Raw genomic sequence first — 24,207 nt, 5'->3', positions numbered from 1 at the left:
CCGCAATGAGCGTAGCCGCAGTTTTCAGGCTCGGTAGCGGCCGCAGTGCACGTATCTCCATCATATAACACGTTTTTCACGGGCGGATATGGGTGATGAAACTATTATATAAGCAATAATTAGTTTTGCTGTGTAAATGTCCCGCTGTTGCCGGTTGTTTTGAGTGTAAGAGAAAAATCTTCAATCAAGGGAAGTTCGTACGATTTCTGCGCATTGGATACCGCCATATTGTTGAAGGGCGGTTGTACTGGATGAGGCTAAATTATAATAAAGGCAGCGGGTGGCAGGAATAACCCCATTGGGGTGAATTTTTTAATTTTCTCAGGTAATCAAAATTTCCGGGCCCTAGACACTATCTCCATAATTTACTCAAAGTTGTCGAATAAACCTGTTTTGGGTTTTAAAAAATTTACACAGCATCGCATTACTCTATGTTTAACGGCCTACTATTATCCCCGACGAACGAAAGAAGAGCCTGTTCATGTACAGCGCTCCTGATGAAGAATAATTTTAAGGAAATGATTATGCGTAAACTGACCGCTTTATTTGTAGCTTCTACTCTGGCGCTGGGCTCTGCTTCCATGGCCTTCGCTGCGGACACCACGGCGGCGCCGGCGACTGCGGATGCCGCGCCGATGAAAATGATGCACCATAAAGGCGAAGGTAAAGGCGGGCCGTTTGCCGGCTTGAACCTGACTGAACAGCAGCGCCAGCAAATGCGCGACATCATGAAAGAATCACACCAGAATCGCGGTGCGGGCGTAAAAGAGGAGCGTCAGGCGTTGCACAACCTGGTGGCTAGCGACAGCTTCGATGAAGCAAAAGCGAAATCCCAAATTGATACCATCAGCAAAGCGCAGTCCGAACATATGCTGGAACGCGCCAAAGCGGAAAATAAAATGTATAACCTGCTGACCCCTGAGCAGAAAAAACAATACAATGAGAATTATCAGAAACGCGAACAGAAAATGATGGACCACATGAATAAAATGAAATCGAAAATGACGACCGAGCAGTAATAGCGTCATGGGGTAAATAAAAAGGGCCAGATTATTCATCTGGCCCTTTTGCTTATCTCACTTCAACTTACCTTCCCGTTAAACAACGGGTTTCCCTTGGTATTGCGTGCGAGTGAGTGAGCTTCCTGTCAATCCCGGTTAATTTTTTTAAATTGACGAGTGGTTTCGGTTAACGCTAGTTCAGTAGGCAAACGCTCCATGGAGCTGGCACCGTAGAAGCCATCCACCAAAGGACAGTGCCGCATGATATATGAGGCGTCTTCAGGCGTAGCTATTGGACCTCCGTGACAAAGGACGATCACGTCTTCGCGGATCCGTTTGGCAGCCTGGGCCCAATCGTTAATCAGCGGGACGCAATCGGCCAGGGTCAGAGCCGTTTCCGCGCCAATATTGCCGCCGGTAGTCAGCCCCATGTGCGGTACTATGATATCGGCACCTGCCTCAGTCATCGCTACCGCATCTTGTGCATTGAAAACATAAGGTGTGGTCAGCAGATCTTTTTCATGCGCCAGACGAATCATGTCCACCTCCAGCGAATATCCCATGCCGGTCTCCTCCAGATTGGCGCGGAAGTTGCCGTCAATAAGACCCACCGTTGGAAAGTTCTGCACCCCGGCGAAGCCCGTGTTCTTAATCTCATCAAGAAACTTGTCAAAATGGCAGAAAGGATCCGTACCATTAACCCCAGCCAAAACAGGGGTATTTTTGACTACGGGCAAGACTTCTTTGGCCATATCCATGACGATTTCGTTTGCGTTGCCATAGGCCAGCAGACCCGCCAAGGAGCCTCGACCTGCCATGCGATAGCGGCCCGAGTTATAAATGACAATCAGATCGATACCGCCGGCCTCTTCGCATTTGGCTGAGAGCCCGGTGCCGGCACCTCCGCCAATGATAGGTTCACGGCGGGCAATCATTTCCCTGAATTTAGTAAGTAGCTCCTGTCGGGTATGTTTGGCCATTTTTAACTCCAATCAATAAGTTCGAGAGATCTCCCTAAACTGTTGCACGGCGATGTCGGCAAAGCGGGGATCGTTGATGTTATAAGGTGTTTTGATCAGATGGTGTTTTTTCGTGGGTCGCCATGTCATTTCCAGCGCGTTGACGAAGGCTGCCAAAGCCTCGGGATCCCAGAATGCTTGCCCAGGGGAATCGAGAGCGGAAACGCCACCTTCAGGGATCAGAAAGCGAATCTCCCCGGTGCACGTATTCAGCTTTTCACCAATCCAACGGCCCATTTGGGTATTTTCTTCTGGTGTAGTCCGCATCAGAGTCACTTGGGCATTATGGTTATAGAACTGACGCTCAGCATAACGAGCGGGGATGGTGTCTGGGTGGCCAAAGTTGATCATATCTAGGGCACCGCAAGACATGACACAAGGAATGCCAGTACGGGCTATGGCATTGAAGCGATCTTCGTTACAGGCCAGCACGCCGCCAAACAGGTAGTCGCAGATTTCAGTAGTAGTTAAATCGAATACGCCATTTAACAGGTGGCTATCAACCAGCTTTTCCATCGCCCTGCCGCCGCTGCCGGTTGCATGGAATACCAGACAATCCCATTCCTTTTCAATTGCGGCTGTCACCTCCTGAATGCAAGGAGTAGTGACACCAAACATGGTGAGCCCAACGGCAGGTTTACTGTCGGTATCCGCCGGAGTGGCAAAGCGAACGGCGCCGGCGATTTGATGGGCGGCATTTCCTAAAACGATACGGGAAATACGGTTGAGACCGGCTACGTCGGTAACCGAGTACAGCATGCCAATATCACTTGCACCAACATAGCCGGAGGTATCACCGGATGCCATGGTCGAAACCATTAGCTTTGGCAGGCCAATGGGTAATTGCTGCATGGCGGGTGTAATCAATGCAGTGCCGCCGGAACCGCCGAGGCCAAGTAAGGCCGCAACATCCTGACGCGAAAGCATAAACCGCTCAAAGGCGATGGACATAGCGGCAATCGCTTTACCGCGATCTCCGCAGAATACCGCGTTTTCGCCTTCTGGGTGGTAGCTGGCGACGGTGGCGGCAGAAATATCTGCAGGGTAGCGGGCTGGAACATGATGGGTGGATAAATCAATGGTTAGCGTGGGTAACCCGATATCGGCGATAAGGCTGCGGACATAGGCCAATTCTCGTCCTTTCGTATCCGCCGTTGTCGCGATATAGATCGTCGCCTGATTATTGTTCATTAGCCTGTTCCTGAATGATAGGTTCGGATGGCCGCCACGCTATATTAATTATAATTTAATAAGTTAACTAAATTGAATCCCTGGTGTTGACTAATATTACTGAGCGTAGTCGGTGAATTCATCATCATAATGAGACTGCCGTATCATTTGTGCAAGAGGTTTGAGCACAAAAATGAGATTAGCGTCTCATATTATGAAAGAACGGAAAAATTAACGCCTTTTCCTGCGTGGCGTAGCGCTAGCCAAGTTTGTTACAGTGGTGTTTATTCGCCTGAGCTATTGTTCTGGCAAGCGTTATCTTGGTGAAAGAGGTCGCCGTGCCATTAAATGTATCCCCAAATCTGACCCATACTCGCGCAAGAACCCGCAAGCTGTTACTTGACAGTGCGATGGTGTTGTTTGACGGTGGGACTTTTCCCTCAATTACTGAACTGGCCCTGCATGCGCAGGTTTCGCGTGCTACGGCTTATCGCTATTTTCCTACGCAGAGTGTGTTAGTCGCTGCCGTGGTTGCGGAGAGTTTGGGGCCTATTCTAGAGTGGCAACCAACGGACGATGACGCTGGGGTGCGCATTCAACAGTTGCTGAGCTTTGCGTATCCACAAATGGAGCAACATGAGGGCGCTTTGCGTGCTGCATTGCAACTTTCGCTCCAGCAATGGGCCGAGGCACGTTCCAGTACCATTAAGCCGATAGAAAAGCTGGTACGCGGCAACCGCAAACGTCTGCTGAAGCTGGCGGTAGAACCGTTACAGGATAAACTGCCGCCAGAGGCATTACAGAGGGTGATTCATTCTTTTTCACTGATTTATGGTTCGGAAGTTTTTCTGGTACTGAAAGATATTTGGGGTTTGGATCTCGGCGGCATTCAGGATGTGACGCAGTGGATGGCGAAGGCCATTATTCGACAGGCCGAAGAAGATGCGATAAACAGCAGAAAACCGTTAGCATGATAATCCAATTTTCAACGTTTTCCTCTGTCAAAACCAGCACATTTCACTGAGTAAATATTGGCAATTCTTATAATTTAAAGTGATAAGAAGAGGCCGGTAAGCTTTTTTAATAGGCCTAAGGGAAAATGGCCCTTGGCCTTTTTATTTTTATATTATCCATATTTATCATTGCATTATATTTCTATCCACGGCAGTTAAAACGCTCTCTCCGGCCATTTCTGGTCATTTGAAATCCTTATGCATCCCCTCTCCTTTACATAACGATTATTGGCCCCAATCAGGCGGTCTCGCTATTGACCCATTAGGCGTGCTTGAGATTGTTGTGCTTTATTTATTTGGTGTTACGAAACTGTTACACAAAAAAACCAATAAAACATTTGCAAACAACAATGGATGGTATCTGGGATGGAAAATAAACGTAGAGGACCCAAGCCTGTTCAGGCAGCCTTTGGCTGGCCTGAAATTGGCGTGAATCGCGCGCAATGGAGCGCAGTGCTTTTATGTCTGGCGGCGATCGGCGGAGCGCAGGCCGCACCCTATGTCGAGAGCGGCAAGCAGGGCGATCCGGCCAGTTGGCGCAGCAATGAATTCAACGCTGAATGGGGGCTGGGTGCGATCCATGCCGAGCAGGCCTACGCCGCCGGTTATACCGGAAAAGGCGTTAAGCTCGGTATTTTCGATCAGCCGGTGTATGCCCAGCATCCGGAGTTTGCCAGCCCGGGTAAGGTGATCAACCTGGTCACGACCGGCATCCGCGAGTACACCGATCCTTACATCCCGGTGAAGAAAGGCGACGCATTCCGTTATGACGGTACGCCGAGCGTGGATTCAGACGGCACGCTCGGCTCACATGGCACCCATGTGGGTGGTATCGCAGCCGGCAACCGCGATGGCGGCGAAATGCACGGCGTGGCGTTCAATGCGCAAATCATCAGCGCGGAAAACGGTGACCCGGGGCCGGAAGACGGCATCATTCTCGGCAACGACGGCGCGGTGTACCAAGCCGGTTGGGATGCGCTGATCGCCAGCGGCGCGCGCATCATCAATAACAGCTGGGGTATCGGCATCACCGAGAAGTTCGATGAAGGTGGCAAGGATCCGGCTTACCCTCACTTCACGCTCGCCGACGCGCAGAAACAGTTCGATCAAATCAAACAGATATTGGGCACCAAAGCCGGTGGTGCCTATCAGGGCGCTATCGATGCGGCGCGCAGCGGCATCGTCACCATTTTTGCCGCCGGTAATGACTACAACCTGAATAACCCGGATGCGATGGCCGGCCTGGCCTATTTCGTGCCGGAAATTGCCCCCAACTGGCTTTCCGTCGCCAGCCTGCAAGATCCGAAAAATAGCGGCGATTACAGCATCAGCACCTTCTCTTCACGCTGCGGTTATACCGCCAGCTTCTGCGTTGCCGCGCCGGGCAGCAAGGTTTACAGCTCTATCATCGAAGGCAACAGCCTGGAGAATCTGACCACGGGTTACGCCAAATACAGCGGCACCTCGATGGCGGCTCCTCACGTGGCCGGCAGCATTGCGGTGCTGATGGAGCGCTTCCCGTACATGACCGGTGCGCAGGTCGCTTCGGTACTGAAGACCACCACCGTCGATATGGGCGCTCCGGGTATCGATGCGCTGTTTGGCTGGGGGATGATCGATCTGGGCAAAGCGATTCGCGGTCCGGGCATGTTCGTCACGGAACGGGACATTCCGGAGGAATTTCGCGTCAGTGGTGCCTATGGTCCCGAGCAGTTTGTGGTGAATCTGCCGGGCATCGGCGCGGTACTGGACAAGGGCAAACCGACCGAACGGGTGTGTGACGATATTCACTGCGGGCTGGATGTCTGGAGCAATGCTATCTCCGGCCACGGTGGCCTGACCAAGCAGGGTATTGGCACCTTGGTGCTGACCGGTGCCAATACCTACGCCGGCCCGACGCTGGTTAACGAGGGTCTGCTGGCGATCAACGGTTCGGTCACCTCGGCGGTGACGGTGCAGAACGCCGGTATTCTGGGCGGTTCCGGCAGCGTCGGTTCGCTGACCGCCCGCCGTGGCGGCACCGTGGCGCCGGGCAACTCGATCGGCACGCTCAATGTGGCCAACAACGTCAGCTTCGAGCCGGGTTCGCGCTATGCGGTGGAAGTGGCGCCGAACGGCCAGAGCGATCGGATCCACAGCGGCGGATCGGCGATGATCACCGGTGGCGAGGTGGCGGTCTCGCTGGAGAGCAGCCCTAATCTGTTATCGCAAAACGAAGTGCGCAGCCTGCTTGGCCAGCAGTACAACATCCTGACGGCGGATCAGGGCGTCAGCGGACAGTTTTCTTCAACGTCAAGCTTCTCCCCCTTCCTGGACTCCGGGCTGAGCTATCAGCCTAATCAGGTGACGCTGAGCATCGAACGCAACGACACCTCCTTCGCCAGCGTGGCGCAAACGCACAACGAGCGTGCGGTGGCGGCGGCGGCGGATGCATTGGCGGCGGGTAACCCGGTGTACGAGAGCATCCTCAACGCCGGTTCGGCGGGGGAAGCACGGCAGGCGTTCCGTCAGTTGTCCGGGCAGATCCACGCGGATATCGCGTCGGCGCAGATCAACGACAGCCGCTACCTGCGTGAGGCGCTGAACGGCCGTCTGCGGCAGGCGGAAGGGCTGGCGACCTCACCGGACATCAAGGCTGATGACGAAGGCGGTGCCTGGGCGCAGCTGCTGGGGGCCTGGGACCATGCGTCGGGGGATGCCAACGCCACGGGTTATCAGGCATCAACCTACGGTGTGCTGCTGGGGCTGGACTCGGCGCTGGCGGATGAATGGCGGTTAGGGATCGCGACTGGTTACACGCGCACCTCGCTGGACGGTGGCTACGGCTCGAACGCCGACAGCGACAACTACCACCTGGCGGTGTACGGCGGCAAACAGTTCGGTGAGCTGGCGCTGCGCGCCGGCGGTGCCTACACCTGGCACCGTATCGATACCTCACGCTCGGTCAATTACGGCACGCAGTCGGATCGCGAAACCGCGAAGTACAGTGCGCGCACCGAGCAGGTGTTTGCCGAGGCGGGTTACAGCGTGAAGGCCGGTTGGGTGAATCTGGAGCCGTTCGCCAATCTGGCGTACATCAACTTCCAGAACAACGGTATCTCGGAGGACGGCGGGGCGGCGGCGTTGCACGGCGACAAACAGCATACCGACGCCACCGTCTCGACGTTGGGGCTGCGTGCCGATACCGAGTGGCAGGCGAGCAAAACGACGTCGGTAGCGCTGCGCAGCGAGCTGGGCTGGCAGCATCAGTACGGCGATCTGGATCGCGGCACCGGGTTGCGCTTCAACGGCGGCAATTCGCCGTTCGTGGTGAACAGCGTATCGGCATCGCGTGACGGCGCGGTGCTGAAGGCCAGCGCGGAAGTGGCGGTGAACAAAAACGCCACGTTGTCGCTGGGTTATGGCGGCCTGCTGTCGCAAAACCACCAGGATAACAGCGTCAACGCCGGTTTTACCTGGCATTTCTGATCTTAAAAAAACCAACGGAACAGCCGCCCCGCCTGGGGCGGTTTTACGCAAAACAAAAAGGATAAGGGAATGAAGCAATCTGCAGGAAACAATAAACCGGCATTGGCGCCAACCTGGAAACTGAACGCCTTGCTGTGCGCAATGCTGGCGGCGGGAGGGGCGCAGGCGGCCCCGCATGATGTGGGCGGCAACCCAGGCGATCCGGCCAGTTGGCGAAGCGATGAATTCAAGGCTGACTGGGGGCTGGGCGCGATCCACGCCGATGAGGCCTATGCGGCGGGGTATACCGGCAAAGGGCAAAAGGTGGGGATCTTCGATACCCCGGTAAACAAGCATCCAGAGTTTGCCGGTGACGGCAAGCTGACCAATGTGGTTACCGAAGGCTATCGTGCCTATACCGATCCGCATCGGGAGGGGATTAAGGCCGGCGATTATTTTTATTTCGACGGCGCTTTCCATTTTTACAGCGGTTCACAAGGTTTGCTGAGTAATCACGGGGTCCATGTGGCGGGTATCACTGCCGCCAATCGCGACGGTACCGGCATGCACGGCGTTGCCTTTGATTCGCAGATCATCAGTGTGGACAACGACAATGATGGCCCGGCTTACGGCGAGTTCCTCGGGTTGGACGGCAGCGTGACCAACGCAGGTTGGCAGGCGATGATCAACAACGGCGTACGGGTGATCAACAACAGTTGGGGCGTCAGTATCCCTGACTTTCTTTCGGATAATGGCGGTAAACCCGAGGCCCTGCATTTCGAGTTAAAAGATGCACAGGAACAGTTTGATCAGGTCAAACCGCTGCTCGGCAGCCTGGCCGGTGCGGGGTATCAGGGGGCGATCGACGCTGCCCGTAAAAACATTCTGGTGCTGTTTGCTGCCGGGAACGACGGTAACTACAACCAACCGGATGTGATCAGCGGCCTGGCCTATTTTGTGCCGGATATTGCGCCTAACTGGTTGTCGGTTGCCAGTATTCAGGATCCGACGAAAACCGGCGACTACAGCATCAGCACCTTCTCTTCACGCTGCGGCTATACCGCCAGTTTCTGCGTTGCTGCCCCGGGCAGTAAAATCTACAGCACCGTGGCTAACGGTTCAGATCCAAATCAATTGGTCTCGGACTACGGCATTAAAAGCGGCACCTCAATGGCGACGCCGCACGTGACCGGCGCGGTAGCGGTGCTGTTGCAGCGTTTTCCGTACATGACGTCGGCGCAGATTGCCGACGTGTTGAAGACTACCGCCACCGATATGGGCGCGCCGGGCATTGATGCGCTGTACGGCTGGGGGATGATCAACCTGGGCAAAGCGATTAACGGGCCGGGCATGTTCTATACCGTTGAAGATATTCCGCAGGAGTTCCGTATTCCCGATCCGGCCGGCGTGGCTTACGGTTCAACGCAGTTTGTCGCCAATATTCCCGGTCTGGGGGCGGAGGTCGATCAAGGCACGTTGCATGCGCGCATTTGTGATGACTTCCACTGTGGGTGGGAAGTGTACTCAAATAACATTTCCGGCCACGGCGGCCTGACCAAAGAGGGAGCGGGCGCGCTGGTGCTGACCGGGGCTAATACTTACGCCGGCCCGACGCTGGTTAATCATGGCGTGTTGGCAATCAACGGTTCGGTCACCTCGGCGGTGACGGTGCAAAATGCCGGTATTCTGGGCGGTTCCGGCAGCGTCGGTTCGCTGACCGCCCGCCGTGGCGGCACCGTGGCGCCGGGTAACTCGATCGGCACGCTCAATGTGGCCAACAACGTCAGCTTCGAGCCGGGTTCGCGCTATGCGGTGGAAGTGGCGCCGAACGGCCAGAGCGATCGGATCCACAGCGGCGGATCGGCGATGATCACCGGTGGCGAGGTGGCGGTCTCGCTGGAGAACAGCCCTAATCTGTTATCGCAAAGCGAAGTGCGCAGCCTGCTCGGCCAGCAGTACAACATCCTGACGGCGGATCAGGGCGTCAGCGGGCAGTTTGATTCGGTGGCACCGAATTATCTGTTCCTGGGCACCGGGCTGAGCTATCAGCCGAATCAGGTGACGCTGAACGTCGGTCGTAATGACACCTCCTTCGCCAGCGTGGCGCAAACGCACAACGAGCGTGCGGTGGCGGCGGCGGCGGATGCATTGGCGGCGGGTAACCCGGTGTACGAGAGCATCCTCAACGCCGGTTCGGCGGGGGAAGCACGGCAGGCGTTCCGTCAGTTGTCCGGGCAGATCCACGCGGATATCGCGTCGGCGCAGATCAACGACAGCCGCTACCTGCGTGAGGCGCTGAACGGCCGTCTGCGACAGGCTGAAGGGCTGGCGACCACGCCGGACATCAAGTCCGACGAAGACGGTGCCTGGGCGCAGCTGCTGGGGGCCTGGGACCATGCGTCGGGGGATGCCAACGCCACGGGTTATCAGGCATCAACCTACGGTGTGCTGCTGGGGCTGGACTCGGCGCTGGCGGATGAATGGCGGTTAGGGGTCGCGACTGGTTACACGCGCACCTCGCTGGACGGTGGCTACGGCTCGAATGCCGACAGCGACAACTACCACCTGGCGGTGTACGGCGGCAAACAGTTCGGTGAACTGGCGCTGCGCGCCGGTGGCGCCTACACCTGGCACCGCATCGATACCTCACGTTCGGTCAATTATGGCATGCAGTCAGATCGCGAAACCGCGAAGTACAGTGCGCGCACCGAGCAGGTGTTCGCCGAGGCGGGTTACAGCGTGAAGGCCGATTGGGTGAACCTGGAGCCGTTCGCCAATCTGGCGTACATCAACTTCCAGAACAACGGCATCTCTGAAGACGGCGGCGCCGCAGCGCTGCACGGCGACAAACAGCATACCGACGCCACCGTCTCGACGTTGGGGTTGCGCGCCGATACCGAGTGGCAGGCGAACAAAACGACGTCGGTAGCGCTGCGCAGCGAACTGGGCTGGCAGCATCAGTACGGCGATCTGGATCGCGGCACCGGGTTGCGCTTCAACGGCGGCAGTTCGCCGTTCGTGGTGAACAGCGTGTCGGCATCGCGTGACGGTGCAGTGCTGAAGGCCAGTGCGGAAGTGGCGGTGAACAAAAACGCCACGCTGTCGCTGGGTTATGGCGGCCTGCTGTCGCAAAACCATCAGGACAACAGCGTCAACGCCGGTTTTACCTGGCGTTTTTAACGCTTCTTGCCTGAAAGACACGGGGCCAGCTTGCTGGCCCCGTTTTTATTGTGGGCAACTAACGGGGCAGGTAACCGTGACGACAAGGGGAGCTACCCGTATGATGCCTCGCCCGGTTTGGCGAAAAAACGGCAATAAAAAACCGGGACCCTTGCGGATCCCGGCTCAAAAGTGGGTAAAACAGATTAGCGCTACGGCTCAAATCCCGGTTTGCTTACAGGCTGAGTGAATGCATACATCCTTCAGCAGCGGCAATCGGAACTAATTTTCCCTGGTGTTATTATGGTTATTATCAAAAGTGGTTCTAGTATTATTTTTTATAGTGTATTGCTGTATGTGTCTTTTGATACCATGTTTGACCATAGAACATGGTATGTCAAGCAACGTTTTTAAATTAAGATTGCATGGTATGCAATGTTTTGAGCGTACTTCTTCATAATTCATAATTAAAACAACTAATAAATAAGCATAAAAATCGAAGGGAAAAATGGATAACAATCACCACAAATTCGATTCGTTGTCGATTGCAAACCGGGTCAGGGAACTGTTGTTGCATTACGGCATTGGCAAGCGGCAGCATGCAAAAGAGCTTAGCCGCATTCTGGATCTGAGTTTTTCGCATGCGCATCGAAAACTGAAAGGGCAAAGCCCCTGGACGCTGGAACAGATCAACAGCGTGGCCGCTGCATTGGGGGAAACACCGGCGGCTATCGCGGACATGGGCGCGGAACAGGAGGCAGCGGCGCAAACTATGGCGCAGGATGCCATCTTTTTTGTGGCAGGTGCGGAAATTCCCTGTGTCGGTCATATCGGCGATGAGCTGCCGGCAGGGCGACAGGCGGAGTTCGTGGCGCTGAAGCCGGACCAACAATGGCAGATTTATCGGGCGGACGATGCGCCGTTGGGCAAACGCTTCTGGGTTGAATTGATCGAGATCCGCCCGAGCCATACCGATGATGAGCGTTTGAGCATTGCGGTGCTGGATGATTCGCACCAGGCGGCGGATGAGTTGGCGAAATACCTCGATGGCTGCGGCTTCACGGCGGTGGCTTTCTACGACGTCAGCAGTTTTTGCCAGGCGCTGCAACAAAGCCTGTTCGACGGTTATGTGGTCGACTGGTTGATCGGCGAGGAAACGGCGGATAAATGCATTGAAACCATTCGCAGCTCCGACAACCCGGATGCGCCGGTGTTGGTACTAACCGGCCAGTTGGGCACCGATCTGCGCGAGTCGGAAATCGCTAAAGCGATGCGTGACTATGACGTGCTCGGCCCCTATGAAAAACCGGTGCGGCTTCACGTCATCGAAGCCGCTTTGTTGCGGTGCTTTAATCTTTAGCGGTGAACAGCGAAGCCAACGCGGTGGACAGCGCGTCTAACCGCACCGGCTTCATTAAATAGTTATCGAACAGCGCCCGCTGTTCGGCAGACAGTTGTTCCGGGGTGTAGGCGCTGATGCCGATAATCGGCACCTGGCGGTTGGGGCCGCGGCGGCTGCGCAGCTGTTTGGCCAGCGCGGCGCCATCGATGCCGGGCATTTGCAGGTCCAGCAGCAGCGCGTCGTAAGGGCGCCGAAACAGCTTTTGCAGCGCCCGTTCAGGCGAGTTGCACAGCTCGTGCCGGTAACCCAGCTTGTCCAGCAGCGCCGCAAAGGCGTCACTCACCGACTTGTTGTCATCCACCACCAGAATATGCTGCTGTTTCTGCACCAGGCCGGGGCGCTGCGCCGGTATTGCACCCGGTTCTTCTTCATCGCCGATCTCGACAGGGATGCTGACGATAAAGGTGCTGCCTTTTTTGATTTCGCTGTAGACGGTAATGGTGCCGTTGAGCAGCGTCACCAGCCCGTGCACAATCGCCAGCCCCATGCCGACGCCGCCATACTGCCGGGTATGCGACTGATCAAGCTGGGTAAAGGGCCTGAATATCTGGTCGAGCATCTCTTTTTCGATGCCGATACCGGTGTCGGTGACCTCGATAATCAACGCACTGCCGGTAGGCTGCCGTCGCAGGCAACTGTGCAGCGTGATGGTGCCGCTTTCGGTGTATTTGTAGGCGTTGGTCAGCAGGTTGACGATAATCTGCCTGATACGCAGCGGATCGGAATGTATTTGCTGGTGGCCGCACTCAACCTCGCACAGTAGCGTAACCCGATCTTTCTGGCTCAGCGTGGTGATTTCATTTGCCGTTTCATCGATCAAGCGTTGGGCGTCGAACGGTACTATGCGCAATTCCATCATGCCGCTGTCCAGATGGGCATAATCGGTCAGGTCCTTCATCTGGCTCTCAACCTGCTGCGCGGCGGTTTCCAGCCGCTGGAAGGTATCCGCATGTTCGGCCGACACTTTAGTATTCACCAACACGTCAATGGCGGACATGATGCTTTGCAACGAGGTACGCAACTCGTGGCCGATGGCCCCGAGAAAGGCATTTTTGGTGCGCGTGGCTTTCTCCGCCTCAATCGCTTTGGCCTGTTGCCGGATGGTCAGACGCTGCTGGCGCAACACAATCAGGGTGATGGCAATCAGGGCGATCACCGAGAACATCACGATCACCAGACCATAAAAAATGATGTGCCGCTTTTCGATATAGTCTTCATAGGCGGCGGTACGCTGCTTCACTTCGGCGTGATCGGTCAGGTTGGCCATCTCAATCGAGTAAGGCTTGATTTGTTTCATGGCCTGAGAAATGCGGGTGAAATCAATCGTCGGGCTATTCAGCAAAGTATCGATCCGATCCATTTGCCGACGCATTTGGGTGACCACTTCAGGGTAACCCGGTTCGGCATACAGCGGCTGCGTGGATTCGGATACCGTTTCCAGCACGTAAAAGCGTGAGTATAGGATTTCAAATTTAAGTCTGAGATCTTCGCTATTCACCCGCGGCGCGTTTTTCTGTTGTTCGACCAGAGTTTCGAATTCGGCCAGCTTGATGGAGAATTTGGCGATCGACCAGGAGTAATTTTCCTGCGTGCCGGCAATGGCATACAGCCCTTTCTTTGACAGGGTGGCGCTGTAGTAATACAGCGTTACCGTGGAGGCAACCAAAAAAAGCGCGGCAAAAATTGCTGGGATCGCCAACCTGCTGCCGCTTTTAAATCCTTTAAGCTTCATTTAATTACAATCCTGTCCACTTGCCAGATAAAGCGCGAGTTGTAGAGCGGGGAATTTAACTCAGGCCCTGCGGCATCCCTTGGATAAACCAAAAACAGCGGTCCGAAGTTTCTGATCTTCAGCATTTCGCCGTCCATCTTATAGGCCAAAATTATATGGTAATTCTCGACGTCGGACAGCGGCACGTCGATGTAATAATCGTTCAGCGCATGAAACGTCAGCGTGCTGCCTTTGGCCCCCACGCGCGCCAAAATATCCGCCACGGCCACCCCTTCGAACTTTCTTTGCGGCGTCCAGGAGGTTGAGGTGGTGATGCTGTGCACCGGCATCGCCAACAGTTGTTTATCGGTAAACAGATAACTTTTTTTTGCCGGGTCGGTGGCGTTTTCGATATTGCCCGTCACTTCCAGAGTGAAACTTAGCGCGCTGGATTGAACGATGACCAGCGCAAAAAATGCCCACGCGGCGTTTTTAAAAAAAGTGAACAGCATCGGTGTTCTCCAGAAGTAGCGGAAGTCTGCATAAGGCCTGCTAATTTAACAGGCAAAATCATGGCAGAAAATACAGGGTTGTGCCGGAGGGAAGGGTAAAGGAAGTGAAATTAAGCAGGCCGGGGCATGACCCCGGTCTGATAGAGGAACGGGCGCCGGGTTTAGTCGGCAGAGGCGGCCCGGAGAATATTCAATGCGGCCGACAGGCTAACCGGGGCGCTGGACAGGGGAACCCGGTCGGTTGCGATCGTGGCTAGCGCCCCTTCCATCCACGGGTGCATCAGCACCACGTCGGTTGCTCCTTGTTGGCTGGCCTGTTCGGCGGCTAATGCGGTAAGCCGCAGGGCCGCTTGGGTATTGCCGCGTTGCAACTGCAAGCCACAGTCCGGCACAACCCGGGCTTCAACCCTTTGGGCTGCGCGCTTGCCTGCTTCTTCAAACAACCGTTGCGTATACAGCGCCGAGGTTTCTGTGGCGCACAGGGCCACAATCGAATCACTTGCCTGCAACGCCCTTTGCGCCAGCACATAGTCCGCTCTGAGTATCGGGACTGGCGAGGTTGCGGCGAGCGCTCTGGCGGCGCCGGAGAGCGTGGAGCAGGTCAGCACCACCACATCGGCAGCTTGGCTGAGTGTTTCAAGTGCGGCGCAGACCTGTTGTTCCAGGTCGGGCGCTCCCGCTTCCGCGGCGGCACGCAGATCGGCGCGAACGGCGTGCACCAGTGCATCTGCGGGCAAGCCGAGCCGGGAGGCGGCCTGAGTAAATAGCGCAATATTGGTTTCAAAGGTATGCAGTAACGCGATGCGCATGTGCGGGGCTCCATGAGGTTTTGACGGTTGCCTGCAAACTAGCGTACTTTCTGACGGATAATGTCCAAATTTCATGATGAATAGTACAAATATGCACAAGCATGACCGGCTGGCCGCCTTTCTCCGGGCCTTTGATCTGAAAGCCAGGGTGCTTTCCGGCCCGACAGACTCTGCCAACCTCTACGTCGCTGCGCGTGAGGTGGGAGAAGGGGCATCACATATCCGTTTTAACGTCGCCGGCGGGCCGCCGCCGGAAGGTGAGTTTGCAGTCATCGTCAGCGCCGGCGTCGACTTTTCCGGCGAGCTGAACCCGCTGGTCGGCACCTTGCCTGACCGAATGGATTTCTTGCTGGCGGATACGCCGGCGCTGCAGGGCGTTGCCGATTTGTTTATTGGCGAAGCGCAATCCCCCCGTTGTGGAACGGTGTCGGTGCAGGACCGGTTGTGCGAAGTCATCATTGTGCTGGTCATCCGGCGCGCTATTGCCGCCGGTGCGGTGAAAGCCGGCATGTTGGCCGGACTGGCCCATCCCGCCCTGCACCGCAGTTTGGTCGCCATGCATGACGAGCCGGCTTGCAAATGGTCGGTTGAAAGGTTGGCGCAGATCGCCGGCATGTCGCGCAGCCATTTTATCGAGCGATTCGGTTCGGTTGTGGGGGAAACGCCGGGTGCCTATCTCACGGCATGGCGTTTAACGCTGGGCAGAAAAGCACTGATGTCGGGGCGAAGCGTCAAGCAGGTGGCCTATCAGGTTGGGTTTGGCAGCGTGGAGGCGTTTTCGCGGGCATTTTCCGCCAAATATGGCGTGCCGCCGAGCTCGGTGAAAAATGGCATGGGATGGCAGTGATGAAATAAAAAAGCCAGGCGCTGATGCAACCTGGTTTTTTTGATGCACAATCAGGTGACTGGCGCAGGGTAATCAACGCTTTTAAAAAACGTTAAAATGTTGCAATCAGGAGTTCACAGCATGTCAGTGGTTACGAATAACTCGCTTCTCAGTGAAACGGCCGTTCAGACAGCGCCGACGGCCTCGGCCCTCAACACGTTGAAAATGCTGGTGCGTTACAAAGCCTGGGCGGATGCATTGACGTTCAGCAACGTCAGATCCTTGCCGGAGGGCGAAGCCCTGAAACAGCGCCCGACGCGGTTTGGCAATATGGTGCACACGTTAAACCATACGTACGTGGTGGACGATATCTTCAGGCACCATCTGCAGGGGAAAAAGCACGGCTATACCGCGCGCAATACCGAGCAGACACCGGCGCTGGAAACGTTGTGGCAGGCGGTGCAGGAAATGGACCGTTGGTATATCGATCTGGTGGATAGCTGGTCAAACGAGGATCTGACGAAAGTCGTTCATTTCGAGTTTGTCGGTGGGGGCGAAGGCGTAATGACGCAGGAGCAAATCGTGCTGCACCTGGTGAATCACGCTACCTATCACCGGGGCTTTGTCGGCGACATGATGTACCAGGTGCCCTTTACGCCGCCGTCAAACGACCTGCCGGTGTTTATCAGGGATCATTTCAACCAGGCCCGTTAAGCCGGCCCCGGTTTTTGACATCTCCGAATAGATATAAAAAGGTCAGGGTGTTGAAGCGCCTGACCTTATCTCTATCATTAATATCGCCATACCAGTGAAAAACCGATATTCATTGAGCTGGTAGCGAAGCCGTGGGGTTTATAGAGCGGTGTGCCGATAAAGGTATCGAGGCTGGTATTCCATTTTTCAATTCTTACGCCCGCGATACTGCCCGCCAGCTTATGCCCAACAGCGTTTTCGCTCTGCATAACATAGCCATAATCGATACCAACATAGGGCTGTGCGGGAACTGAACTTAGGTTCCAGGTCATCGTATTTTGCCAGTAGATGCCTTTATTGCCGAACAAGTTAAGCTCGCCATCAAATCCCCTCACGGTATTGCGGCTCCCAATGCCTAACTTGTCCTGTATAGGCAAATCATAGTTGGCGAGTTGCAGCATGACTCCACTCCTGTAGTCCATGGAAAAATTGGATAGCATGAAGGGATTAAATACGCTGGCTTCGGCTTTAATAATGTGGTTGCTTAAGTTATAGGCGCCATCGAGATGATCGGCCTGGAACCATTGCACATTTTTCAAAAGATCCAGCGATAACGAAACCCTTGCATCATCGATGTAGTGCAAGTGTTTGGCGCCAATTTTTATATTGGTTAAGCGTTTACGCTGAAGGTCTATTTCCGTGTCATTAATAAAATAATGATAATCCCGTTCCAATAGTTGCGCATTGAGCGTGGTTTTGTACCGGGCACCGCGTGATACCGTTCGGCCAATTTGCAGGCTGAGGCTTTCTGATTGCCCCTTATATTGGTAGTCAACAGCATAGCCGGGAATACCTTGATGGTATTTGCTCTTACCTGCAAACAGGTCTAATGACCAGAACCCATAGGGAAGGGAGTAAGATATTGCGTGTGAACTATTGCCCCGGGTGCTGGATCGTTGAATATTCTGCGAGCGTGATACGTAGAGGGTATCGTTAAGCGATGTCAGGTTATTCAGGAAAAGCGCGGCACCGCCCTGATAACGGCCAGTGGCTTTGGTGCCGGAATCATCAACCCAGGATGCTAACTGCCAGTATTTCGCTTGTTTGCGCAGTACTTCAATTTTGCTTTCTCCCGGTGTTTGGCTGGGCATAATGCGGATATCGGACTGGATGCCGGGGAGGGTGTTGATGTTTTCCAACCCTTGTTCAACGTTGCGGATATTGAGTATGTCCCCGGTTTTCAACGGAAAAACGCTGGCCAGATTGAAATGCCCGCTGCTGTCGTCACTCAGCTTGATGCTGTTGACGCGGCCATAAATCAGAGAAAGGGTGAGAGTCTCTTCTTTGGCATGATAGGCGGTCACCGCTGCACGTGAAGTGATCAGCCCTTCGCCAATCAACTGGTTTTGCACCGCATTTTGCAGGTTCTTTGCACCTGTAGCGCCAAGACACCGATGTTCGGCGCTGCTGGCCAGTTGTTCAATGGCTGGCGTTGTGCGCATCCCACTGCTTTCAATTTTCACCACGCGCACTTTCAGGCACGGGCTCTCCTGCGGGTAGAACAGCGCCTCTTGGCGCGTGTCGCTCGGCTGGGTGAATACGGTGGGAGCGCCAGCCTGCAGTTTATTCTGGATAGTCCGCTCTTTATTTTCCTGACTGACCGTCTGTTGTTCCAATGTGGATAACAGATTACCGGCATGGGCAACCCCTGTAAGCAGGAAGCTCAGCAGCAATGGGATGTTTTTTTTCATATTGATTTTTTGCGTCGGGGGAAAACCTCCGCCAGATGGCGGAGGAATAATGTTACCAGCGTGGGTACCACCAGGATGACCACCATGGGTTCTGCTGTGGCGGGGAGACAACAACAGGCTTATAGATATCTACACCGTTGTTGAACACTGAACCTTGGGTTGAGGCCAGTGTGCCACTATTGCTAAACACCATACCACTATGAGAAATATTATTTTTTGCCTGAATGGTGCCACTGTTGGCGAAAGTCATATCCGATACGGTTATTCCACCTTGCTGAGAGACGATTTTCCCATTGTTGGACGTAGCGGTTGATTGAATATCAATGTTGTTTTTTGCATTAATATTTTTAGCGTTGCTAAACGAGGTTGAATTGATATTTAGCGCGTTGTTCGCCGTGATATCACCTTGGTTAGACAGTGCGGTTGTTGCCAGACTTGCATTGCCCCCTGCGACAATTTTACCGTCGTTTGAAAGCGATGTGGCTGTCAGCCACATATCACCACCGCTAGTGACCAATTCACCCTTATTCTTAAGGCTGGTCGGCGTATTGTTATTGACGCCCACGCCATTTTCATTGGCGATCAAGGTGATTTTCCCTGCATACATGCCACCGAGCTGAGAGACATCAACCAGGACTTCCGGGGATTTGTCTTTGCTCTCCGGGTTGGTGTAGCGCGTCAGATCGGCGGTGACGGTTTTCTTGCCCGCCAGTACCAGTAGGCTCTTGGCTTGCACCGCAGCATTGATATTCTCAGCGCGGGCAATTACTGCCGTGTAGTCCACATCGCCTTTCTGCATCCCTTTGCCTTCGAATGCAATCGTGCCGCCGGTAACGTTGTAGCCGGTGAACTGTTTATCATTGAACTGCAGTTCACCGGTAGTCAGCACCCCGGTGCCGGTATTGATAAATCCGCAGCCGTTACAGGTAATGCCGGAGCGGTTGGCGACGATAACGTCCGCCTTTTGGCCTGCAACTTCAATCATCCCATTCAGCAGCGTTCTGTCGCTGGAATTGATTTCATTCAGGATCACTTTGGCCGCACCCGCACCCAGGTTCGGGTTAGCATTTACGGCACCGGCCAGCTGGCTTTGAACGGCGCTTTGCGCATTATTCAATACAACGCCTTGGCTACCCACGTCGAACTGGCTGTATTGGTTATGAGATACGCCATCCTGGCCTGGCTGGTTGATATTCACTACCGGCACATTATTGGCGGCGACATTAACGTTGCCGCCAACCGGTTGAATGGAAGCGTCAGCAAAGGCCGTACCGCCGCTGAGGCTCAACATCACCATTGCCGAAAGGCAGGATAATTTCCTTGAGAACTCCATTGTATGACTCCATAGATATAAGGCTTTATAATACTGGTTAGATAATTGACCTGGTTTCAGCTGTGCGCCTGTACGCCTAAAATGTTAAGTGGCGCAAATAAATTACCGAACCCAGAGGCAGCAAAATACCATGCAGGATTATCAGGTGAAATATTATGGATGCCATTATATTGCAATTGAAATATTGCTCTGGGTTGATGGTTTTTTTTGGTGTTTTTTTGTTGCACCCTGCATAAAAATACAGGTAATTATAAGTTTATTTCACCTTATATATAAAATAGGTATGTATTTTGATTGTTTTTTTGGCTTTTGATAAAAAATAACCAAGGTAACGCGTTGTTTTTATTGTTAAAAATTAATAATTCTCTGCGCGTCAACTTAATTAAGCGTGTAGATATCATTTCTTGTCACTGTTGGTTGTTGTAAAAGTGATGCTGTTAGTGACAGAAATATATGAATTTTTTACCTGCAAGATGTTTTGCTAATAACAGTCATTCCTATTTATAATGGCATTTCTCGCAGGATAGTGCCATTCCATAGCTTTGTACTGAAGAGTGTTTTGCGTATGAAAGCCAGGTCAGCGCAAAGTGTCTTCTTTTTATGCGGCGATCAGACAGGGATTGATCAAGATGGAGAACATATTCGATTTATCTTAAGAAAGTAGAGAAGCATTGCTGGCTTGATGTGCGGCCCTTGAGTTTGGTCCTGAGCCGGGCATTTGACGCAATCGACTTCGGTTATGATGTGTGGGTGATGATGAACACGATAGCGTGGCACCCCATACCGGCAGAATCCTTCTCTTGAAACCCGGCGTTAACGTAGAATTCAGGCGTGGCCCGCAACAATGTGGAAACAACGATCACTGACAGGCAATAACATAAGCAACACGTCGCCTTTAGCTATCAATGAGCGGTTTGCTTACCCTTAAAAGAGCCGCCTGAACGATAAAGTCTTTTTAATTCATGACGTAATGCTTGGTTATCACCAGGCGATTTTCGAAGCGCTTAGACGGAGCCACGTTGTGCCATCAATATCCTTGGACAGGCTTTATTGTTCTGTTGTAGCATTGTAATTTAAGAATTTTCCTAGTTTGCTTTTTAACGGTAAAGCTGGGAGGTTGGGAAGGTTTTTTTATTTGTTCGTCGTTATTTTGATGGGATATAAATGGGTAAATGAAATTTATAATCAATAAGCGGATTATCTTTCATGAAGATAAATCCACGATAGAGTTACTGGATGATACTGTCGAACCCGTTATGCTCACCGCAACGCTGTGCAGGGTATTGTCTTTATTGGTTAAGAATAACAACCTGCTGCTTACCCGCGAGTTTCTTTTATCCCATGCCTGGGATGAGTACGGGAAGTCATCGTCAAACAGTAACCTGAATAACTATATTTCGATGATCAGAAAAATATTCACCTCATTTGGCGAGAGTGAAATCATTGTCACTGTGCCAAGACAAGGGTTTATGTTTTCTGCGGACGAAGTTAACACTGTGGGTGGGGAGAGCACAGTGTCCCCGGAGAGCAGCGCTGTGCCTGCCGCCGTGGTAGAGAAAAAATGGAAACCCATGGGGTTGATCGCGCTGTCGTTACTGACTGTTGCGCTCATCATGGTAACGGCTTATCCTTTCTTTGATAAATATGATCCTGTCGTCTATCGCCCAATGGGTAAGGTCGGCAGCTGCACCATAAATTTTCTGACAGCGTCACAGTATGTCAATCATGCCGGCGGCGAGTTGGATGCAATAAAACCCTTAATTGAGTCAGCAAAATTTAACTGCAATATCCCTGCGACCATTTATTATTTTAATAGTCAGATGTTGGTCAGTAGAGCGGGCATGAAAAATGCAATATCTTTTCTGTCTTATTGCCCTTCTTCAAGGCCGAAGGGAGCAGAAACTCAGTGTGAGAATACGCATGAAATCATTAATAAAAAGTAATTATAAAAGATACTTAAGTATTGTTGTTTCGATATTATCACTGTCCGTTATCATTGGTACGGCCTGGCTATTTTTCGATTTTCATAATGTCCCTGAATGTAAATCAGTGATAAAAGTGATCCGGCCGATTGACGATGAGAAAAAAGATAGCCTTATACTGCTTAATGTGGTGCCCTCGGGATTTCGTGAGGCAACGTTTATCATCAACGGACATGCGACAGGTGAAAAAGGAAGCTATGCAGTATCACGAGTGATTGAAGCCGATTACAGTTATAAAAGTGGCTATTATTACTTTACCGTTAAAGACGTCAAAAAACAGCCTGCGGATAATATCGAGCAGGATGAAGTGAGCAAAACGATACCCATAATAAATAGCAAGTATTTTTTGTTGAAAATTGAACAGATAAGCAACAACAGTTTTGTTTTTACCGGTAACCGGGCCCCAGTGTTCATTTGTACCAAAACCGCCAAGTGAATAACGGCCCCATAATAGCACTTCGGGAGGATAGAGTGCTATTACGGGATTGCTAGGGGTTAACCGATCTGGTGATGTAATCTATTAATCTGACTTCAGTAAATTTTTTGCACGGGATTATCTTGCTAGGACGATTTTTGTGTGCATTTTTATTGTTTTTTCTTATTCACGTACTTTGCTAACCCTCTTTTTCTCTAACTTTTTACATAGCTGAGCTCGCAAGCGACGGAAACATCCAATGGGCAGTAAGCAAAAACCGACGCGTAAGATGGCAACCCCTTCTCCTTGATGTTGAAATAGTAATAAATGTTAGCCTTATCCTCGCAGGTGTAGTGCTTGGCGATCACGCTTTCAATCTCTTTGGGCTGCATGCCGTTATACTTGATTGAGTAGATGTCGCAGTTCTTGTATTTCCCCAGGTTGGTAATGTTGCTGACTGGGATTTGCTTGTAGGCCATGCTCAATAAATACGGGAAAACCAGAATAACCGCAATGAAGGCCATTTTTTTCAAAGGGGCCTTTTTCCACCAGGCAGGCGGCGACGTTAACTCCGCCATGGGGAGTTCGGGTTTTGTTTCTTCCTTATCATTATCACTGCCCTGGATAACGTTTTTTTCCAGCAGGGCGGCGTTAAGATCCTGTCGGGTTATTTTTTTTGCCACGAATTTAAACCCCTGCCTTGGATAAGTGATGATCAGCTCCTCAGTATCAATTTTTGCCAGTGACCTTCTCAGACCTGAGATATAGTTGTTTAAATTACTGTCCGTCGCCTTGAGTCCATAATCCTCCCACACTTCATCAAGCAGCTGTCTGCGTTTAATAAGCATGTCATTATTCCTCACAAAGATAGACAAGAGTCTACATGCGGGTTTTACCAGTAAAGTCGCATTGCCTGGATCGTCGATGTCCTCCAGCGTACCTTCATATTCATTGTATTTAATCTTCTTGTTTATAACGAAAATCATTTTCGCAAACCTTCCTTTTGGTTAGGGAAGCTGATTTTGCTATCACAATTTTCTTTTTTCAATAACCCGCCTGGTTTGGGTATAGGACTAATCCGGTTAGTTGTCACTAATTAATTAATATTGCGTCTATAAATATTTATGAACACGTATATGTTTATGTAAAGTTGGTCATTTTTAGAGTTTAAACATATACACTGGCATTTATTTTTTATTAAATCCCGTTTTTTTATCGATTTACACTATATTGTTTCGGAGTGCGTGTGGTTGCGGTACATTGTAGTGGCTGGCGGTGAGCTGGTGGAAAATAAGGTTGGTAAGAAAGAGCTTAGGTTAAAACCAGTTTTCTCTCCTCCTCTTCAATAAACTTTTTAATTAATTATCGATATCCTCTTCTTATAAAGGAATGTAAGGGCTTTTTATGAAACTGAACAAAATCATGATGGCAGCAGTACTGGCTTTCGGCGCAACTTCTATGATGGCTAACGCTGCGGTTAAAGATCAGGGCCACGGCACTGTGACCTTCACCGGTTCTATCATTGATGCGCCATGCTCTATTACCCCTGAGACTGTGGACCAGACCGTTGACCTGGGCCAGGTGTCCAACGTGGTCTTGAAAGACGGCGGTAAATCTACACCGCGTAATTTCCAGATCGATCTGGAAAACTGTGAGCTGACAAAGACTGGCGACGGTAAAAACAACATGGTTTCTCTGACCTTCACCGGTATGGAATCCTCGGCTAAAAACGGCCGACTGGGTATTACCGGCACCGCGCAGGGCGCCAGCATTGCTATTACCGATGGTGCAGGTTCAGTGATCAAACTGGGAACGCCAACCCAGACGCAGACCCTGCAAAACGGCAATAACACCCTGAGCTTCGCGGCTTACCTGCAGGGTGATAACGCTTCTGGCGGTGTTGTTCCTGGTGACTTCCAGTCCATTGCTGACTTTACCCTGGCTTACCAGTAATTGATTGCTCT

Annotated in this window: 18 protein-coding genes; 10 read left to right on the top strand and 8 right to left on the bottom strand. The window is 52.4% G+C overall.

What is annotated here, in order from left to right; all coding sequences use genetic code 11:
* Positions 1 to 524: 524 nt before the first annotated feature.
* The gene (gene spy / locus SERAS12_RS24160) at positions 525 to 1,019 is read left to right on the top strand and encodes an ATP-independent periplasmic protein-refolding chaperone Spy (RefSeq protein WP_013814956.1); all 495 of its coding nucleotides are present in this window, start codon (positions 525 to 527) and stop codon (positions 1,017 to 1,019) included.
* A 128-nt stretch (positions 1,020 to 1,147) separates the two neighbouring features.
* Here the strand turns inward: spy and SERAS12_RS24155 are convergent, their stop codons facing one another.
* Together SERAS12_RS24155 and SERAS12_RS24150 are read right to left on the bottom strand one after the other, a co-directional pair.
* On the bottom strand, positions 1,148 to 1,981 hold the full coding sequence (locus SERAS12_RS24155) for a phosphoenolpyruvate hydrolase family protein (RefSeq protein WP_013814955.1): 834 nt from the start codon (positions 1,979 to 1,981) through the stop codon (positions 1,148 to 1,150).
* Between the two features lie 12 nt (positions 1,982 to 1,993).
* Positions 1,994 to 3,211 carry a Tm-1-like ATP-binding domain-containing protein gene (locus SERAS12_RS24150; RefSeq protein ID WP_013814954.1) on the bottom strand — a complete coding sequence of 406 codons (1,218 nt, stop codon included), beginning with the start codon at positions 3,209 to 3,211 and terminating at the stop codon, positions 1,994 to 1,996.
* A 317-nt stretch (positions 3,212 to 3,528) separates the two neighbouring features.
* Here SERAS12_RS24150 and SERAS12_RS24145 point away from each other — a divergent pair, with 317 nt between their 5' ends.
* From SERAS12_RS24145 to SERAS12_RS24130, 4 genes are all read left to right on the top strand, one after another.
* Positions 3,529 to 4,164 (top strand): TetR/AcrR family transcriptional regulator, encoded by a 636-nt coding sequence (locus SERAS12_RS24145; protein ID WP_013814953.1) that lies wholly within the window; start codon positions 3,529 to 3,531, stop codon positions 4,162 to 4,164.
* Between the two features lie 405 nt (positions 4,165 to 4,569).
* The gene (locus SERAS12_RS24140) at positions 4,570 to 7,671 is read left to right on the top strand and encodes an autotransporter outer membrane beta-barrel domain-containing protein (protein ID WP_013814952.1); all 3,102 of its coding nucleotides are present in this window, start codon (positions 4,570 to 4,572) and stop codon (positions 7,669 to 7,671) included.
* 69 nt (positions 7,672 to 7,740) lie between these two features.
* Positions 7,741 to 10,830 (top strand): autotransporter outer membrane beta-barrel domain-containing protein, encoded by a 3,090-nt coding sequence (locus tag SERAS12_RS24135; RefSeq protein WP_013814951.1) that lies wholly within the window; start codon positions 7,741 to 7,743, stop codon positions 10,828 to 10,830.
* A 487-nt stretch (positions 10,831 to 11,317) separates the two neighbouring features.
* A complete protein-coding gene (locus tag SERAS12_RS24130; RefSeq protein ID WP_013814950.1) occupies positions 11,318 to 12,169 on the top strand; it encodes a helix-turn-helix domain-containing protein in 852 nt (283 codons plus the stop codon).
* Here SERAS12_RS24130 and SERAS12_RS24125 read toward each other — a convergent pair.
* The 3 genes from SERAS12_RS24125 to SERAS12_RS24115 form a co-directional block, all read right to left on the bottom strand.
* Complete coding sequence (locus SERAS12_RS24125) at positions 12,159 to 13,943, bottom strand: ATP-binding protein (protein WP_013814949.1); 1,785 nt, start codon at positions 13,941 to 13,943, stop codon at positions 12,159 to 12,161. The genes SERAS12_RS24130 and SERAS12_RS24125 overlap by 11 nt on opposite strands.
* Complete coding sequence (locus SERAS12_RS24120) at positions 13,940 to 14,434, bottom strand: molybdopterin-dependent oxidoreductase (protein WP_004951652.1); 495 nt, start codon at positions 14,432 to 14,434, stop codon at positions 13,940 to 13,942. The genes SERAS12_RS24125 and SERAS12_RS24120 overlap by 4 nt, the downstream gene beginning before the upstream one ends.
* A 161-nt stretch (positions 14,435 to 14,595) precedes the next feature.
* Complete coding sequence (locus SERAS12_RS24115; RefSeq protein WP_013814948.1) at positions 14,596 to 15,243, bottom strand: hypothetical protein; 648 nt, start codon at positions 15,241 to 15,243, stop codon at positions 14,596 to 14,598.
* A gap of 91 nt (positions 15,244 to 15,334) precedes the next feature.
* On the opposite strand from SERAS12_RS24115, the gene SERAS12_RS24110 reads away from it, so the two are divergent.
* A complete protein-coding gene (locus tag SERAS12_RS24110) occupies positions 15,335 to 16,090 on the top strand; it encodes an AraC family transcriptional regulator (RefSeq protein ID WP_013814947.1) in 756 nt (251 codons plus the stop codon).
* Positions 16,091 to 16,210: 120 nt separating this feature from the next.
* Positions 16,211 to 16,783, top strand: coding sequence for a DinB family protein (locus SERAS12_RS24105; RefSeq protein WP_013814946.1), 573 nt, complete (start codon positions 16,211 to 16,213; stop codon positions 16,781 to 16,783).
* 77 nt (positions 16,784 to 16,860) lie between these two features.
* Here SERAS12_RS24105 and SERAS12_RS24100 read toward each other — a convergent pair whose 3' ends face one another.
* Complete coding sequence (locus SERAS12_RS24100; protein ID WP_013814945.1) at positions 16,861 to 18,513, bottom strand: ShlB/FhaC/HecB family hemolysin secretion/activation protein; 1,653 nt, start codon at positions 18,511 to 18,513, stop codon at positions 16,861 to 16,863.
* Between the two features lie 52 nt (positions 18,514 to 18,565).
* Entirely contained in the window at positions 18,566 to 19,846 is a 1,281-nt protein-coding gene (locus tag SERAS12_RS24095; RefSeq protein WP_013814944.1) for a filamentous hemagglutinin N-terminal domain-containing protein, read from the bottom strand.
* 1,172 nt (positions 19,847 to 21,018) lie between these two features.
* On the opposite strand from SERAS12_RS24095, the gene SERAS12_RS24090 reads away from it, so the two are divergent.
* Both SERAS12_RS24090 and SERAS12_RS24085 read left to right on the top strand, forming a co-directional pair.
* Positions 21,019 to 21,789 (top strand): winged helix-turn-helix domain-containing protein, encoded by a 771-nt coding sequence (locus SERAS12_RS24090; RefSeq protein WP_013814943.1) that lies wholly within the window; start codon positions 21,019 to 21,021, stop codon positions 21,787 to 21,789.
* Positions 21,767 to 22,264 carry a hypothetical protein gene (locus SERAS12_RS24085; RefSeq protein WP_013814942.1) on the top strand — a complete coding sequence of 166 codons (498 nt, stop codon included), beginning with the start codon at positions 21,767 to 21,769 and terminating at the stop codon, positions 22,262 to 22,264. Before SERAS12_RS24090 ends, SERAS12_RS24085 begins: the two co-directional genes overlap by 23 nt.
* 194 nt (positions 22,265 to 22,458) lie before the next feature.
* Here the strand turns inward: SERAS12_RS24085 and SERAS12_RS24080 are convergent, their stop codons facing one another.
* Positions 22,459 to 23,229 carry a winged helix-turn-helix domain-containing protein gene (locus tag SERAS12_RS24080; protein ID WP_013814941.1) on the bottom strand — a complete coding sequence of 257 codons (771 nt, stop codon included), beginning with the start codon at positions 23,227 to 23,229 and terminating at the stop codon, positions 22,459 to 22,461.
* Positions 23,230 to 23,647: 418 nt separating this feature from the next.
* Here SERAS12_RS24080 and SERAS12_RS24075 point away from each other — a divergent pair, with 418 nt between their 5' ends.
* Positions 23,648 to 24,196 carry a fimbrial protein gene (locus tag SERAS12_RS24075; RefSeq protein WP_013814940.1) on the top strand — a complete coding sequence of 183 codons (549 nt, stop codon included), beginning with the start codon at positions 23,648 to 23,650 and terminating at the stop codon, positions 24,194 to 24,196.
* Positions 24,197 to 24,207: the final 11 nt, after the last annotated feature.

It is taken from the genome of Serratia sp. AS12, assembly GCF_000214195.1.
In the GTDB taxonomy this organism is placed as follows: Bacteria; Pseudomonadota; Gammaproteobacteria; order Enterobacterales; family Enterobacteriaceae; genus Serratia; species Serratia plymuthica.
The sequence above is the reverse complement of the archived record's forward strand: the minus strand, read 5'-3'. Positions and strand labels throughout refer to the sequence as shown.

Bases quoted from the DNA above. Each gene is read 5' to 3' on its own strand.
- spy (WP_013814956.1), top strand. From the start codon at position 525: ATGCGTAAACTGACCGCTTTATTTGTAGCTTCTACTCTGGCGCTGGGC.
- SERAS12_RS24155 (WP_013814955.1), bottom strand. From the start codon at position 1,981: ATGGCCAAACATACCCGACAGGAGCTACTTACTAAATTCAGGGAAATG.
- SERAS12_RS24150 (WP_013814954.1), bottom strand. From the start codon at position 3,211: ATGAACAATAATCAGGCGACGATCTATATCGCGACAACGGCGGATACG.
- SERAS12_RS24140 (WP_013814952.1), top strand. From the start codon at position 4,570: ATGGAAAATAAACGTAGAGGACCCAAGCCTGTTCAGGCAGCCTTTGGC.
- SERAS12_RS24135 (WP_013814951.1), top strand. From the start codon at position 7,741: ATGAAGCAATCTGCAGGAAACAATAAACCGGCATTGGCGCCAACCTGG.
- SERAS12_RS24130 (WP_013814950.1), top strand. From the start codon at position 11,318: ATGGATAACAATCACCACAAATTCGATTCGTTGTCGATTGCAAACCGG.
- SERAS12_RS24125 (WP_013814949.1), bottom strand. From the start codon at position 13,943: ATGAAGCTTAAAGGATTTAAAAGCGGCAGCAGGTTGGCGATCCCAGCA.
- SERAS12_RS24120 (WP_004951652.1), bottom strand. From the start codon at position 14,434: ATGCTGTTCACTTTTTTTAAAAACGCCGCGTGGGCATTTTTTGCGCTG.
- SERAS12_RS24115 (WP_013814948.1), bottom strand. From the start codon at position 15,243: ATGCGCATCGCGTTACTGCATACCTTTGAAACCAATATTGCGCTATTT.
- SERAS12_RS24110 (WP_013814947.1), top strand. From the start codon at position 15,335: ATGCACAAGCATGACCGGCTGGCCGCCTTTCTCCGGGCCTTTGATCTG.
- SERAS12_RS24105 (WP_013814946.1), top strand. From the start codon at position 16,211: ATGTCAGTGGTTACGAATAACTCGCTTCTCAGTGAAACGGCCGTTCAG.
- SERAS12_RS24100 (WP_013814945.1), bottom strand. From the start codon at position 18,513: ATGAAAAAAAACATCCCATTGCTGCTGAGCTTCCTGCTTACAGGGGTT.
- SERAS12_RS24095 (WP_013814944.1), bottom strand. From the start codon at position 19,846: ATGGAGTTCTCAAGGAAATTATCCTGCCTTTCGGCAATGGTGATGTTG.
- SERAS12_RS24090 (WP_013814943.1), top strand. From the start codon at position 21,019: ATGAAATTTATAATCAATAAGCGGATTATCTTTCATGAAGATAAATCC.
- SERAS12_RS24085 (WP_013814942.1), top strand. From the start codon at position 21,767: ATGAAATCATTAATAAAAAGTAATTATAAAAGATACTTAAGTATTGTT.
- SERAS12_RS24080 (WP_013814941.1), bottom strand. From the start codon at position 23,229: ATGATTTTCGTTATAAACAAGAAGATTAAATACAATGAATATGAAGGT.
- SERAS12_RS24075 (WP_013814940.1), top strand. From the start codon at position 23,648: ATGAAACTGAACAAAATCATGATGGCAGCAGTACTGGCTTTCGGCGCA.